The following is a 15,729-nucleotide window of genomic DNA, read 5'->3' on the forward strand; positions in this document are numbered from 1 at the left end:
AAACCGAATTTAAGTTAACTACCGAGTCAGAAATAGACCCAATAATAACTTACAGCTAGAAGGGTTATACAAATCAGCAGGTGTATTTTGCACACAGTGTGAAGCCGAAGGCTTTAGGAAAATTACGCCATATCTTGACAGGCCAGATGTCCTTTCAATCTTTACTGTTTCTATAACAGCTGACGAGTCTTATCCTCACGTATTGGCTATGGTATTTAATTTCTAAAAGCCTAGACGACAAACTGGGCGTGTAACCTTCACATGGTTTGACCCATTTCCAAAGCAAGCTATTTATTTGCTTTAGTTGCTGGCGAATTTGACTTACTGCAAGATACGTTCACCACCAGAAGTGGCAACGAGATTGCTTTAGAGTTATACGTAGATAAAGGCAATTTACACTTATCTCACCATGCTATGGCGTCTTTGAAGAAGTCTATGGAATGGGATGAGAATAAATACGACCTCGAATATGATTTAGATACCTACATGATCGTTGCCGTCGACTTTTTTAATATGGGCGCGATGGAAAACAAAGGGTTAAATGTTTTTAACAGTAAATATGTTTTGGCCGACTCAAAGACAGCAACAGATACTGATTATCATGGAATTGAATCTGTCATTGCTCACGAATACTTTCATAATTGGACGGGCAACCGTGTAACCTGTCGTGATTGGTTTCAACTCAGTTTAAAAGAAGGGTTGACTGTATTTCGGGATCAACAATTCAGCGCTGATATGGGCAGTGCTGTGATTGAGAGAATTTCTCACGCCAATGTTATGCGAACCATGCAGTTTGCCGAAGACTCAGGACCAATGTCACATCCTATAAGACCAGAAAGGTTATAGAGATGAACAACTTCTACACGGTCACCGTTTATGACAAAGGTGCGGAAGTTATTAGGATGATGAACACATTGTTGACGGAAGAGGGCTTCAAAAAGGGAATCGATCTCTATTTTGAACGTCACGACGGGCAAGCCGTACATGTGATGACTTTGTGTCTGCCATGGCAGATGCAAATAATAGAGACTTAACTGGCTTTAGCCGCTGGTACAGTCAAAGTGGTACACCTGTAGTAACTGTCTTAGAAAAGCAAGCAGCATCAAAATTAACCCTCGAGTTTGAACAGTCTATATACAACAGAACTGAACACTTTGAAGCACTGACGATACCTGTTAATTATGAACTGTTATCAATTAGAAGTGGTCAGTCTTTACAACGCGGCACAATGGAATTAAATCAACATCAACAAAGTTTTGATATTGCAATATCTGAACCAGTAGACGTTGTGTTGTTTGAAAACTTTTCAGCGCCAGTGAAAGTTGTAAGAGATATAGAGCTAGAAACGATTCAAAGAATAATTGGCAATGCGACTGATCAATTTTGTCGATGGGATATGTTACAAACGTTATGGCAACAAACATTACAAGGTAGTACAAGTATATTGGAGACTGAGCTTGTAAATACACTTTGTAACGTAGTGAAGTCTAAGAGCATAGATGCTGCGGTTAAAGCTGAAATGCTATCAATTCCAACATTTCAATCCCTTGCCGACACTATGGATACGGTGAAAGTAGACGAAATATTATCCTTAAGAACAACGATTGCTACCGCAGTAGCGAAATCTGTAGAAGCAGAGTTGATCAGCATCATAGAAAGTATCGATATGGTATCTGATGATTACAATTCTAATAATGCTGCGAAAAGAAGCTTAAGAGCCGCTTCATTAAAATTATTAGCTTATGGCAGCTCAGACTTTACTGCGGATAAAATTCGTAGCTTGTTTGATAACGCTACGAATATGACAGATAAGATTGCGGCAATACAAGCTTCAGCCATTGCCGATAAAACGTTATGTAATGATCTATTAGATTCTTTGTATAACGAATTTGAAGGGCAAGTATTAGTGTTTGATAAAATTCTACAAGTTGTGGCTTCACGCAATGACGACAACATTTATGACTTAATGGATGAATGGTCGAGAAAAAATGAATTTAAACGAAACAACCCTAATCGTATGCGTTCACTTACGGTTCATTTGTAATGAGGAAACCCAAAAAAATTCCATGATGAAAGTGGGGAAGGTTATCAATTCCTAAAAACCTTACTTTTAGAAATCGATAGTTTTAATCCTCAATTGGCTGCAAGGTTGGTCGACCCTTTGATGTCCTTTAAGCGATATGAAAAGAAACGAGCAAACTTAATGCAAAATACTCTAAAAGAACTTCAAAGCCGTAAGCTTTCTAATGACTTGTTTGAAAAAGTGGAAGCGGCGTTAAGTTAGGTCAATAAATGAAAAGTCGAGTTTTTAGATTTAACTTATTTTTAACGCACAGGGAATGCCAAGAATATTATCAAGGCCTTTATACTTCAATAAAGGTCATGACAGATGTGGGCATAAGTGTGCAGTTCCCAGCACACCATATTAGGCCGTTTGTTACTAGCTTGGGTGTGAAAGGTAAGTTTGAACTTTATCTTAATGAGAGTAATAAATTCATCGCGTTGAAGAAAATAACGTAGAAAATAGCTACAGACGGCAGTTTTAGTTGCATGTAATTTAACTTAGGTCTTGCACGCATAAGTAATTGGTGTAATTATTAATAATAATTTTGCTCATCCGATGAGCGAAAATTAATCCTCACAATAATTAAAAAATAATAAACCTAACGAGGACAGGGGAGAAAAATATGACTAAAGGGGAACGCAGGATTGCGCTCAAGCCATTGGCGATAAGTGTTGCTTCAGCAGTTTTAGCAATGCAATCAATGGGCGCAAGTGCCGCTAACTTTAATGTTGGCAAGTTTGATGTTTCATTCGATTCGACATTCTCAGCCGGTGCTGCATATCGTATTGAAGATAGAGATTTCAAAAACAATATTGGTAAGTCAAATAATCAATTATTCAACTGGTCTGGTTACAAAGGTTATGCACCTTTGTATGCGAATACAGACGTTTGGGCTCAAATGGGTTCATACTCAACCAACGGTGATTTAGGTAATCTAAATTATGACGCTGGTGAATCATTTTCTGAAGTTGTAAAAGGCTTCCATGAACTAACAGTAAGCGCTGATAATTACGGCGCCGTTGTTAGTTTTATGTATTACAAAGATTTTGCTGCTGAAGGCACGCAATATAAAAATTCAGTAACAGGCGAGTCATTTGACGTATGTCGTGATGATGAAGCTAAAGAGTTAGTCTGTGAAGACTTCCGTTTCCTAGACGCATACTTCTTTGCTGACTTTGATTTTAATGACGGTCAAAACCCGGTTTCAATCCGTGTTGGTGAACAAGTATTATCTTGGGGTGAAAGCACATTAATCCCTCATGGTATTAACGTAAGCCCAGTGGATATCGCTCGTTTGAAAGCGCCAGGTGCGGATTTAAAAGAAGCATTTATTCCTACTGGTATGGTTTGGGCTAATATTGGTATCAATGACGCGGTTTCAATTGAAGCGTTTTACCAATACGAATGGCAAAAAACACATTTACCAGTACCAGGGTCTTACTTTTCAACAAATGACTTTGCTGGTGCCGGTGGCGAACACAATAATATTCAATTGAACTTCGCATCAAACCCTGACTTAGACCGTGATGGCCTAATAGCGGGTCTAAATGAGCTTGGTATGATGGCAGCATCTGGTGCTGTTCCTCAAGATCAATTAGGTCAAATGTATCTAGGTTATGCGACTAAATTTGCAATCCGTGATAGCTCTAGCGACAGAGAAGCAAGCGATGACGGCCAATTTGGTGTAAAACTAGGTTGGTTTGCTGAAGAGTTAAATTATACAGAGTTTGGTTTTTACTACATTAACTACCATTCACGTCGTCCACTTATATCAGGTGTAGCGTCGGACTTTAGCTCTGCAGCTATTGGTGCAGACATTCAAACAATGGCTATTGCACAAGGTAGCGGTGGATTATCTACTGAACAGTTTAATAACTTAAATGCGTTCACTAAAGGTGTAATCGTATTCCCTGAAGATATTAAGCTTTACGGTTTCAGCTTTAATACCACAGTTGGTACAACGGCTGTTTCAGGTGAAATTTCATATCGTGAAGGTGAGCCTCTACAAATTGATGATGCAGAGTTACTATTTGCCGCAATGCCTCAACAATTAGCAAATGCTGGTATTCGACCAGAATTGAATGGCCTTTCTCAGTATGGTCGTTCTGAAGTTAAGGGTTGTGATATCCAGAGCCCTGGTTTGGGTGCCACTGCAGACGGTTTTTGTCGTTTAGATACAGTTCAGGCTCAAGCAACGGCTATTCACTCGTTTGGTCCTAGTTTTGGTTTAGATAATTTTAATGCCGTGTTTGAAGTTGGTTATATCAATATCCCTGATATGCCATCTCATGAGTTAATGCGTTTTAATGCGCCTGGCACAGAACGTAGTGGTCAAACTACTGAAGAAGTGTCTGCTGGTGTATTAAATGGTGTTCAAAATGGTACTGCTCCAGAGCAAGCGTTCCCTACGGAAGATGCTTGGGGTTATAGAATCATTCTAGCTGGTGAAATTAATAGAGTATTTGGTTCTTTTAACGTAAAACCTAAAATTACTTTCTCTCACGATGTTGACGGTATAACGCCAGATCCATTGTTCCTTTTCCATGAAGACAAGAAGTCTGCAAGTTTTGCAGTTGAAGTAGACTATCAAAGCAGATGGTCTCTTGGTTTTGCTTACAACACTTTCTATGACGGTGTAGGCACAGTGAACCAAACTTCAGATCGTGACTATGTGTCTTTCAATATTAAATATTCGTTGTAGGAGATTTCTGTAAATGAATAAAATTACATTATTATCATCTGTAGTAGCGCTGACATTGACGTCAGCTGCTGCCGATGCAAAAATATCTGAAGCTGATGCAGCTAAACTTAAATCTGAGCTAACGCCAATAGGTGCAATTAGAGCAGCTAATAAAGATGGTTCAATACCAGCTTGGACAGGTGGCATAACGTCAGCGCCGGCGGGCTATACGGTAGGTATGCACCACCCAGACCCATTTTCAGGCGATAAAGTTTTATATACAGTTACAAACGCAAACAAAGATAAGTACTCGGAGTTTTTAACTCCTGGTATTACAAAAATGTTTGAAACGTATCCTGATACATACAAAATGGATATCTATCAGTCACGTCGTACAGCGTCTTTTCCTAAATATGTTTACGATGCAACTATCGAAAACGCGACTCGCGCAGAGTTAGTGGAAGGTGGTAACGGTATTAAAGGTGCAGCTATTGGTGTTCCTTTCCCGGTACCAGCAAATGGCCTAGAGGCTATCTGGAACCACATTCTTCGTTTCCGTGGTGAGCAAACTACCCGTAACGGTGGACAAGCTGCACCGACTGCTGATGGTGATTTCACTTATATCGGTTTTGATGAAGCTATTTCAATTGAATACTCTAGAGAAGATGCAACACCTGCAGCACTAGAGGAAAGCAACATTTTGTTCCGTTTTAAACAGAACGTTACTCAGCCAGCTCGATTAGCCGGTACTGCTTTACTAGTCCATGAAACAATGGACCAAGTTAAAAAGCCTCGTCAAGCTTGGACTTATAACTCTGGTCAGCGTCGTGTACGTCGTGCACCAAACGTAGCATACGATGCACCAGGAACAGCGTCTGATGGCCTTCGTACAACCGATGATTTCGATATGTACAACGGCGCACCAGATCGTTATAACTGGGAATTAAAAGGCAAAAAAGAAGTATTCATTCCATACAACAGTTATAAACTTCATAGTGATGAAGTTAAGTATGAAGACATCATCAAACCAGGTCATATTAATACTGAGCTAGTTCGTTGGGAAAAGCACCGTGTTTGGGTTGTAGAAGCAACGCTAAAAGATGGTATCAGTCACGTTTATAAAAAGCGTACTTTCTACATCGACGAAGATTCATGGCAGATTCATATTGCTGACTTGTATGATAACCGTGATGAGTTATATCGTGTAGCAGTAGCTTATGGTATTAACTATTACGAAGTACCTACACATTGGAGTACTTTGGATGCTTATTACGACTTGAATTCAAGACGCTATATTGCAATTGGTTTGGATAACGAAGAAAAAATGTATGACTTCCAAACTAAACAAAGCTCTAGTGATTATACGGCAGCAGCGCTTCGTCGCTCAAACCGATAAAATAAGCTAGACTAAAAAAACGGTTGGCTTGTCCAGCCGTTTTTACTTTAAACCGATTAATTAATAACATTTACATATTAAGAATTTTATGACCAAAACCTCCCTTTATTCTCTTATTCTTCTCTCCTCAACCTTATTAGGGATGACTGACGCAGTCGCGTCTTTAAAAGTTTCACAGACCGCTACTCCAACAGTGAAAAGTTCGCTGGCAGATAAAAAGCTATTAACAGATATCACTAGCGTAGGCTCAAGGCTGTTTTCGTTAGGCGAGCGTGGACACATTATCTACTCAGAAAATGGTACTGACTGGACTCAAGCAAAAGTACCAGTAAATGTATTATTAACCTCGATTTCATTTTCTAGTGAAAAAACCGGCTTTGCAGTGGGACACGATGCAACAATTTTAAAAACAACAGATGGTGGCGAATCCTGGACACTATTAAATTATCAACCTGAATTAGACAGACCATTATTAGCCGTTAAGTCTTTTGGTAATGAAGTGGTTGCTGTTGGTGCTTATGGTCTATTTTGGCAGAGTAAAGACAGTGGAAATACTTGGACTCAAGAGTTTCATGATGAGTTATTGTTGGAAGAAGACAGAGAGTTTTTGTTAGAGATAAAAGACTCTGATCCAGAGTTATACGAAATCGAAAAACAATACCTTTTACCACACTTTAATGATGTGTATTTATCAGGGGATAATTGGTATTTGGCAGGTGAAGCTGGTTTTGTTGCACAAAGCTCAAATCAAGGTAACGATTGGGAAAAGTTGGAGGTAGATTATTACGGTTCATTTTTTTCATTAACTAAAAATGAACAAGAAAATTTAGTTGTAGCAGGCTTACGAGGCAACGTATTTGAGGAATCTTCAGATGCGTGGCAGGCTTTTTCGATGGATGGGAAAGCCACTATTAATGATATTTTAGTTTATAAAGAGACAGTATTTTTATTTGCTAACTCTGGCAATTTGTATTTCTCTGCCAATGGCGAAGATTTTAAACACTATGTATTTGACGACGGCAAGGCGGTGATGTCTGGTGTTGTAAAAAACAGTAATCTTGTACTTGCTACTGAAGCAGGCATTAAATTTATTCCACTAGCAACACTTAAGTAAAGAGACCTTCATAAATGTTAATTCATTCACTAGAAACATTTTTGTTTAGACAAAGACCATTAGTCATATTGGCTTTTGCGTTTTTTACCGCCGTTTTAGGTTTTCAAGCGTCAAACATCCATTTGGATGCGTCATTTAATAAAAACATACCGCTTCAACACGAGTACATGCAGACATATGTACAGTATAGTGAAGAGTTTGGAGGCGCAAATACCGTCTACATTTCTGTGTGTGATAAAGAAGGCGACATATTTAACCCTGAGTTCTTTGAAGCACTTAAAGGTGTTCATGATCAGTTATTCTTTATACCTGGAATAAATAGAACACTCGTAAATTCTTTGTACTCGCCAAGCACACGATTTATTGAAGTGGTTGAAGATGGATTTGCCGGCGGACCAGTAATTCCTGCTGACTTTCAAGCTGACAAACAAGGTTTAGCTACGGTTAAACAAAACGTTGAAAAAGCCGGTATCGTTGGTCGAAGTGTTTCTGATGACTATTCATGTGCCATGGTTTCTAGTCAACTACTAGAGAAAAACCCTGATACAGGTGAAAGTCTAGACAGTATTGCCTTAGCTAATGAATTAGAGAAGCAGATAAGAGAAAAGTTTGAAGATGAGAATATCTCTATTCATATCATTGGCTTTGCTAAAATGATTGGCGATGTAGCTACTGGTGCGAAAGATGTAGTTGTCTTTTTTGCCATTGCTATTGCAATCACTTCATTAATGGTTTGGATTTTCTGTCGTTCATTGTTATTAACAGTACTTCCTATTGTTTGCTCATTTATGGCGGTAGTATGGCAACTCGGTATGCTTAATACTTTAGGGTTTGGTTTGGACCCTATGTCTATTTTGGTGCCATTTTTAGTCTTTGCTATTGGTGTTAGCCATGGCGTGCAAATGATTAACTCAATAGGTAAACGTGTTCACGAGGGCATGACAGCTAGAGAAGCAAGTTGCGCTAGTTTTGTTAAATTACTAATTCCTGGCGGGATAGCGTTGCTGTCGGATACAGTCGGTTTTTTAACTTTACTTAACATCGATATCGGTATTATTAGAGAATTAGCAATTACAGCGAGTGTTGGTGTTGCCATCATCATTCTTACTAACTTATTTTTACTTCCAGTATTGGCCTCATATATTGATTTTGATAAGCAATTTAAAGCTCAGCCAGAAGGCACGCACGACCACATTTGGCGAGCGATGTCATCTTTTACTAAACCAAAAGTCGCGTACTCTATTTTGGCTGTTACTGCTTTGCTTTATGTATTTGGTTATGTAAAAAGCCAAGATATGAAGATTGGTGATATGCAGGCCGGTGCTCCAGCGCTGCATGCTGATTCACGCTATAACCAAGATACTTTTTTAATTACGGACCGTTATGCAATATCCACTGATATTTTAAAAGTCATTGTAGAAACGAAAGAAAGTGGTTGTACTTATCACTCGGTAATGAACCAAATCGATCAGTTCCAGTGGCGCTTAGAAAATGTAGAGGGTGTTCAGTCTGCAGTTAGCCTATCGTCAGTAGCAAAAGTAGTAAATACAGGCTTTAATGAAGGCAATTTAAAATGGCGTTCATTACCAAGAAATACTAATTCCTTAGTTCAGTCCACTGCCAGAATTGAAACAAGCACAGGTCTTTTGAATAGAGACTGTAGCGTTATGCCTATAATTCTATTCCTTGAAGATCACAAAGCGGAAACAATTGAGCGTATTGTTAATGAAGTTAAAGCGGCGAGAGATGAGCTTCAAAATGACGAAGTTACATTTCGGTTAGCCTCTGGCTCCGCTGGTGTAATGGCTGCAACAAATGAAGCGGTTTCGGCGGCACAAGTACCTATGCTTTGGTATGTGTATGGTGCCGTTGTTGTGCTTTGTTTATTAAGCTTCAGATCGGTTAAAGCAACCGTTGCAGTAGTGTTACCATTATTTGTGGTGTCCACATTGGCGCAAGCCCTAATGACTTATTTGGAAATCGGTCTGACGGTTTCCACTATGCCTGTTATCGCTTTAGGTGTTGGTATCGGTGTCGATTATGGAATCTATATACTATCTACGATGGTTGAGTCTTTGCGAAATGGTTCATCGCTGCGTACATCTTATTTTAATGCGTTAAAAGAAAGAGGCAGTGCAGTACTGTTTACCGGACTTACATTGGCAATAGGTGTGAGTACCTGGGTATTCTCGGCGCTTAAGTTCCAAGTTGATATGGGAATTTTGTTAACATTCATGTTTTTGGTCAACATGTTGGGTGCAATAATTGTATTGCCGGCGTTAGCTTCCATTTTATGGCGTGACAACAATAAAGAGTCATAAAAGTATAAAATAGTTGTTATGAAACAACTGCATAAATAAATAAAAAAGCGACGTAAAGTCGCTTTTTTATTTATTAGATTTGCATAACTGCCTACTCAGCTCATCAGAGCAGTTGTATTATAGGAAGACATTGAAAAATTTCATTTTAATTACGTAGGAATAAGGGCTACACTTGTTGGTATCAAAAAAATATTACAAATATCAGCACTTAATATCTTAAAAGGAAACTGTAATGACCTTGTTACGTAATTCCTCGTCTGTGATCCTTAAAAATGTTTCTAAGCTCATAGAAGAAAAATTGCCTTTAGAGCGTCAAGCTCACGTAGAACAATTCGCATCCATTTTATTCGAAAACATTTCTCAACAAGACTTAGAAAAAAGAATTGACGTGGAACTTTATGGCGCAGCGCTAAGCCTATTTAATGCATTTAGCGAAGCTAACACTGGCCAACCCTTCATTCGTGTGTTTAACCCGGAATTGGGCAAGAATGGCTGGGAATCTGAACATACAATTGTACAAATCGTGGTTAACGACTTACCGTTTCTCGTAGACTCGGTCCGTATGGCATTAAATCGTCTAAATATAACGTCTCATTTATTAATCCATACACCTATTAAAGTAAACCGTGATAAAAAAGGTAACGTTGATAGCTTTGTTGACTTGAAGTCAAAAGATAAAACGACACATACTCAAACGGTTTTCTTAATTGAGATTGATAGACAAGCTGAAACAAAACAAGTTAAAGCGATAACGCAAAACTTAGAATCTGTTTTATCAGATGTTTCAATAGCAGTACAAGACTGGAAACCTATTCAGAAAAAATTACAAGCCTGTATTGATGAAGCAAAAGACTCTAAATTTGCAGACCAGTCAAGCCTAAAAACAAGTATCGATTTTTTAAACTGGATAGCTGATCATAACTTTACGTTAATGGGTTACCGCCAATATAAGGTAGCCGGAGTAGAAGGTGATACGGAAATTGTTCCTGTGGATGATTCTGCACTTGGTTTAACAAAAAACAGAGAAGCTAAAACACGAGTTCTATCAGAGCTGTCTAATGCATCCAGACAAGAAGCGTTATCAAACAACTTATTGGTTCTTACTAAAACGGTTTCAAAATCTACTGTTCATCGTCCAGCATATATGGACTACATTGGTATAAAAATGTTCGATGACAGCGGTAAAGTTGTAGGAGAGCACCGCTTTATTGGTTTATATGGAGCTAGTTTTTATAACTCGAGCGTTAAAGATATTCCGCTGTTGAAACAAAAGTTAGCTAGAGTTACAGAAAAAAGCAGTTTTGCAAAAGGCAGTCATGCTTATAAGGCTCTATTAAACGTTTTAGAAACCTACCCTAGAGATGAGTTAATACAGGCCTCAGAACAGCACTTAATGGAAGTTGCTTTAGGCGTGTTGCAAATGCAAGAACGTGACATGACTAAAGTTTTTGTTAGAAAAGACTCATTTGGACGATTCTACTCTTGCATGGTGTTTGTTCGCAGAGAGCGATACAACACTGCGCTTAGAAGAGAAACGCAACGAGTATTGCAGCAAGCGATGAAAAGCGATGGTGAAGTAGAATTTAATACTTTCTTTTCGGAATCACCATTAGCGAGAACGCATTATATTGTCAGAGCCACTGATCAGGATGTAGAACTTAACGTGAAAGATATTGAAAATAACCTAATAGAAGCAGCACGCACTTGGGATGACAAATTGTCATCGGCTTTAAGTACCTCATTTGGCGGAGCTAAAGGTAAAGAATTAGCAGTTCGTTACGGTAGTGGGTTCCCATCGTCTTATAAAGACCAAGTTTTACCGTCAACGGCTACAGTAGATATCCATCATTTGGAAAGTTTAACGGACGACAACAAATTAAGCATGTTGTTCTACAGACCTCAAGAAGAGTCTGACAAAAATGCCGTTCGCCTGAGTTTGTACCACAAAGATGAGCCGATTCACCTTTCAGATGTATTGCCTATTTTAGAGAACTTTGGCCTTCGTGTAATCGGTGAAACACCGTATCAGGTTAAAACTGAAGCTGGAACCAGCTGGATAATGGATTTCACCATGCGTTTAACTAACGGTGATAATTCAGATTTTGAGACTACACAAGAGCTATTCCAAAATGCATTTGATGCGGTTTGGAAAAACAACTTAGAAAACGACGGTTTTAACCGACTAATATTAGGTGCAAAGTTAAGTGGACGTCAGGCATCAGTCATTCGATCTTACGCTAAGTATATGCGTCAGATTGGGGTTACGTTTTCACAAGCTTATATTGAATCGACGTTTGATCGTTATCCAAAAATTGCTGCTCAATTAGTTGAGTTATTTACGCTTAAATTTAAGCCAAAAAATCTAGTGAAAAGAAATATGACAAGCTAAAAGAAAAAGTACTTGTAGCACTTGATGATGTTGCTAACTTGGATGATGACAGAATTATTCGTTTATACATCACCCTAATGGATGCCACCTTACGTACGAACTTCTACCAAAAGCGGAAGATGGTGCGTTCAAGCCATATATTTCATTTAAATTACTGCCAGAGCAAATACCGGAAGTTCCACTACCAAGACCTAAGTTTGAAATTTTTGTCTACAGCCCAAGAATTGAAGGTGTGCATCTTCGTGGTGGCAAAGTCGCTCGTGGTGGGTTGCGTTGGTCTGATCGTATGGAAGACTTCCGTACAGAAGTTTTAGGTCTTGTAAAAGCACAGCAAGTTAAAAATACAGTAATTGTACCTAATGGATCTAAAGGTGGGTTTGTTTGTAAACAGCAACCTATAGATGGCGGCCGAGATGCATTTTTTGCAGAAGGGCAAGAGTGTTACAGGATTTTCATTCGTGGCTTGTTAGACCTGACAGATAACATTGTACATGGTGAAGTTGTACCGCCTATAGATGTTGTTCGTCATGACGAAGATGATACTTACTTAGTTGTAGCAGCCGATAAAGGCACAGCGACTTTCTCGGATATTGCAAACTCAATTTCTGATGAATATAACTTTTGGTTAGGAGATGCTTTTGCTTCTGGCGGAAGTGTTGGTTATGACCATAAGAAAATGGGTATAACAGCCCGCGGTGCTTGGGAGTCGGTTAAACGTCACTTCAGAGAAATGGGCATTGATTGTCAAACAACAGACTTTACATGTGTTGCTATTGGCGACATGGCAGGTGACGTGTTTGGTAATGGTATGTTGTTATCTAAACATACACGCTTGCAAGCAGCCTTTAACCATATGCACATTTTCATAGATCCAAATCCAGAGGCAGCAAGTTCATATGTTGAACGTCAACGTTTGTTTGAGCTACCTCGATCTTCTTGGGAAGATTATGATAAATCGCTTATTTCTGAAGGTGGTGGCATTTTCTCAAGAAGTGCAAAGTCAATAACATTGACGCCTGAAATGAAAAAGATGTTAGGTACAAAAAAGGCTAGTTTGGCTCCAAACGACCTACTTAAAGCATTATTAACGATGCAAGTTGACTTAATTTGGAACGGTGGCATTGGTACTTACGTGAAGGCTAAGTCTGAAACTGATGCGCAAGTAGGAGATAGAGCTAATGATGCATTGCGTATTAATGGTTCAGAACTTAAAGCTAAAGTATTTGGTGAAGGCGGTAACCTAGGTTTAACACAGTTAGGCCGTATAGAGTTTGCTCAACATGGTGGCCGTATCAACACCGACTTTGTTGATAACGTTGGTGGTGTAGATTGTTCGGATAACGAAGTAAATATTAAGATCCTTCTTAACCAATTGGTAAATGAAGGCGAACTTACGAAAAAGCATCGCGATCAGTTACTTTATGATATGACTGATGATGTTTCTAAAATAGTTCTTAAAGACTGTTACAGACAAACTCACACAATCTCAATTACAGAACTTAAAGGTGTTAGCTTATTAAAAGAGCAACTTCGCTTTATTCATGAACTTGAAAAGTCTGGTAAATTAGACCGTGACTTAGAGTTCTTACCAAATGATGAAGAATTAGCTGAGCGCCAAGCTAAAGGTAAAGGTTTTACAAGACCTGAGTTGTCTGTACTTGTGGCCTATGGAAAAATGATTCTTAAAGAGCAGTTTGCCATAGAAGAAATTGACCAAAATCCATATTACATTCCACTTTTGATTGAGGCCTTCCCACCGAAGCTTCAAGAAAAGTATGCGGAGCAAATTCAACTGCATCCGTTACGTAAAGAAATTATTGCTACAAAATTAGCCAACGAAGTGGTTAATGATATGGGCCTTAATTTTGTTGTTAGAATGAAAGAAGAAACGGGCGCAACGATAGATGAAGTACTTACCTGCTATGTTATGGCTCGTGAAATCTTCGATATGCCAAGAATATGGAAAGAAATAGAAGCATTAGACAATAAAGTACCAGCAATTGTTCAGACAGAAATGCTTCATCAATTGCGTCGTACTGTTCGCCGTGCTTCTCGTTGGTTCTTGCGTCATAGAAATAAAGCATTAGATTTAAGTGAAACAATTGCACATTACAAAACTAGCTTTGATCAATTAACTACGACGTTAGGTGAATACTTAGTTGAAAAAGAGAAAAAGCAGTTGTCTGATGCGCAGCAAAGCTTTGAAAGAGAAGGCGTACCAACAGAAGTTGCTGCGTATGTAGCCCAGCTTTCTTCAATATTCTCTGTAATGGATATTGCGGACGTAGCAGCTAATACTGAACGTGATGTAAAAGAAGTTGCTACATTATACTTCCGTTTAGGCTCTGACCTTGGCTTGCATTGGTTCCTAGATCAAATCACTAATCAGCCTGTTGGTAATCATTGGCAAGCGTTAGCTAGAGCGAGTTATCGCGAAGAATTAGATTGGCAACAAAGAGCATTAACTGCAACGGTTTTACACTTTAATTCTGAAAGCAAAGACCTTGATGTTATTTATGACGAGTGGATGGCTTCGTATGAGCACATTCTAGGTCGTTGGCAGCATATGATTGCGGAATTTAAAACTACCGAAAGTCATGAGTTCGCTAAATTCTCAGTTGCATTAAGAGAGTTAATGTTATTGAGTCATCACTGTGAAAGTGCGGTTTAACTTTACCGTAATCTAACTTAAAATACGCCTCGACTAATCGGGGCGTTTTTTTATCTGCTCCCACTATATATAGGAAAAATCATGCTGTTTGAATTAGCCAAAAAATTTATGTTTACTCAAGATCCAGAATGGGCACATGATTTTGCGCTTAATAACTTTCAACGTTTTGCAAATACTCCACTTAGTTTGATATGGAAGCAAACAGTCCCTGATAAACCTGTAAAATTATTTGGCCTTACTTTTCCAAATGCCGTTGGATTAGCGGCCGGCTTAGATAAAAACGGCCGATGCATTGACGCGTTTGCACAAATGGGGTTTGGGTTTATAGAAATTGGAACGATAACACCGCTTGCTCAACCTGGAAATGAGAAACCACGCATCTTCAGACTGCCAGAAAAACATGCAATTATTAATCGTATGGGCTTTAACAACGGTGGTGTTGACGAGTTGATAAAAAATGTCAAAAATTCAAATTACAAAGGTATTTTGGGCATTAATATAGGCAAAAATAAAGACACACCAAACGAACTAGGGCACGAAGACTATGTTAAGTGTATGCACAAAGTTTATGAATATGCCGACTATATAACGGTAAATATTTCTTCACCAAATACACCAGGCTTAAGAGATTTGCAATTTGGAGACTCGCTAACGGTCTTATTGTCGGCAGTTAAAGTAACGCAATTAGAATTGCAAACCAAGTTTAATAAATACGTACCTGTCCTAGTAAAAATAGCACCGGATATGGATGATATAGCGGTAGAGCAAGTGGTAAACTGCATCGTTAGCCAGAAAATGGATGGTATAATCGCAACAAATACAACACTCTCAAGAGATGCTGTAAAAGGTTTGGATCACGCGGAAGAAAGCGGCGGTTTGAGTGGTATGCCGGTAAAAGACATGAGTACAGAAATCATAAGAAAAATTAGAGCTATTAATACAGAAATACCTATCATAGGTGTTGGCGGTATAGATGGTCCGGCAGCGGCTCAGGAAAAACTAAAGGCAGGTGCAAGCCTGGTTCAAGTCTATTCTAGTTTTATTTATCAAGGACCTAAATTGGTTAAGGATATTGTTGAAGGCCTTTAACGGT

Annotated in this window: 6 protein-coding genes and 4 pseudogenes; all 10 read left to right on the plus strand. The window is 38.8% G+C overall.

Annotated elements, in window-relative coordinates; genetic code table 11:
* Window positions 1–118: 118 nt before the first annotated feature.
* Window positions 119–226: pseudogene (locus tag GNP35_RS16470) on the plus strand (hypothetical protein); the annotation flags it as partial.
* Between the two features lie 209 nt (window positions 227–435).
* A pseudogene (locus tag GNP35_RS03630) lies at window positions 436–1,034 on the plus strand (M1 family aminopeptidase).
* Window positions 1,007–2,284 (plus strand): annotated as a pseudogene (locus tag GNP35_RS03635) (DUF3458 domain-containing protein). Before GNP35_RS03630 ends, GNP35_RS03635 begins: the two co-directional pseudogenes overlap by 28 nt.
* A gap of 8 nt (window positions 2,285–2,292) precedes the next feature.
* Entirely contained in the window at window positions 2,293–2,520 is a 228-nt protein-coding gene (locus GNP35_RS03645) for a DUF2835 family protein (RefSeq protein ID WP_155694633.1), read from the plus strand.
* A 167-nt stretch (window positions 2,521–2,687) separates the two neighbouring features.
* Complete coding sequence (locus GNP35_RS03650; RefSeq protein WP_155694635.1) at window positions 2,688–4,766, plus strand: DUF1302 domain-containing protein; 2,079 nt, start codon at window positions 2,688–2,690, stop codon at window positions 4,764–4,766.
* Window positions 4,767–4,779: 13 nt separating this feature from the next.
* Window positions 4,780–6,141, plus strand: coding sequence for a DUF1329 domain-containing protein (locus GNP35_RS03655; RefSeq protein ID WP_155694637.1), 1,362 nt, complete (start codon window positions 4,780–4,782; stop codon window positions 6,139–6,141).
* Window positions 6,142–6,229: 88 nt separating this feature from the next.
* Window positions 6,230–7,255 (plus strand): WD40/YVTN/BNR-like repeat-containing protein, encoded by a 1,026-nt coding sequence (locus GNP35_RS03660; protein WP_155694639.1) that lies wholly within the window; start codon window positions 6,230–6,232, stop codon window positions 7,253–7,255.
* Window positions 7,256–7,269: 14 nt separating this feature from the next.
* Complete coding sequence (locus GNP35_RS03665) at window positions 7,270–9,576, plus strand: efflux RND transporter permease subunit (protein ID WP_155694642.1); 2,307 nt, start codon at window positions 7,270–7,272, stop codon at window positions 9,574–9,576.
* A gap of 232 nt (window positions 9,577–9,808) precedes the next feature.
* Window positions 9,809–14,636, plus strand: a pseudogene (locus tag GNP35_RS03670) (NAD-glutamate dehydrogenase).
* 81 nt (window positions 14,637–14,717) lie between these two features.
* Window positions 14,718–15,725, plus strand: coding sequence for a quinone-dependent dihydroorotate dehydrogenase (pyrD, locus tag GNP35_RS03675; protein WP_155694644.1), 1,008 nt, complete (start codon window positions 14,718–14,720; stop codon window positions 15,723–15,725).
* The last annotated feature ends 4 nt before the right edge of the window (window positions 15,726–15,729 follow it).

The sequence above is a fragment of the Psychrosphaera haliotis genome (genome assembly GCF_009728465.1).
In the GTDB taxonomy this organism is placed as follows: Bacteria; Pseudomonadota; Gammaproteobacteria; order Enterobacterales; family Alteromonadaceae; genus Psychrosphaera; species Psychrosphaera haliotis.

Bases quoted from the DNA above. Each gene is read 5' to 3' on its own strand.
- GNP35_RS03645 (WP_155694633.1), top strand. From the start codon at position 2,293: ATGAAAAGTCGAGTTTTTAGATTTAACTTATTTTTAACGCACAGGGAA.
- GNP35_RS03650 (WP_155694635.1), top strand. From the start codon at position 2,688: ATGACTAAAGGGGAACGCAGGATTGCGCTCAAGCCATTGGCGATAAGT.
- GNP35_RS03655 (WP_155694637.1), top strand. From the start codon at position 4,780: ATGAATAAAATTACATTATTATCATCTGTAGTAGCGCTGACATTGACG.
- GNP35_RS03660 (WP_155694639.1), top strand. From the start codon at position 6,230: ATGACCAAAACCTCCCTTTATTCTCTTATTCTTCTCTCCTCAACCTTA.
- GNP35_RS03665 (WP_155694642.1), top strand. From the start codon at position 7,270: ATGTTAATTCATTCACTAGAAACATTTTTGTTTAGACAAAGACCATTA.
- pyrD (WP_155694644.1), top strand. From the start codon at position 14,718: ATGCTGTTTGAATTAGCCAAAAAATTTATGTTTACTCAAGATCCAGAA.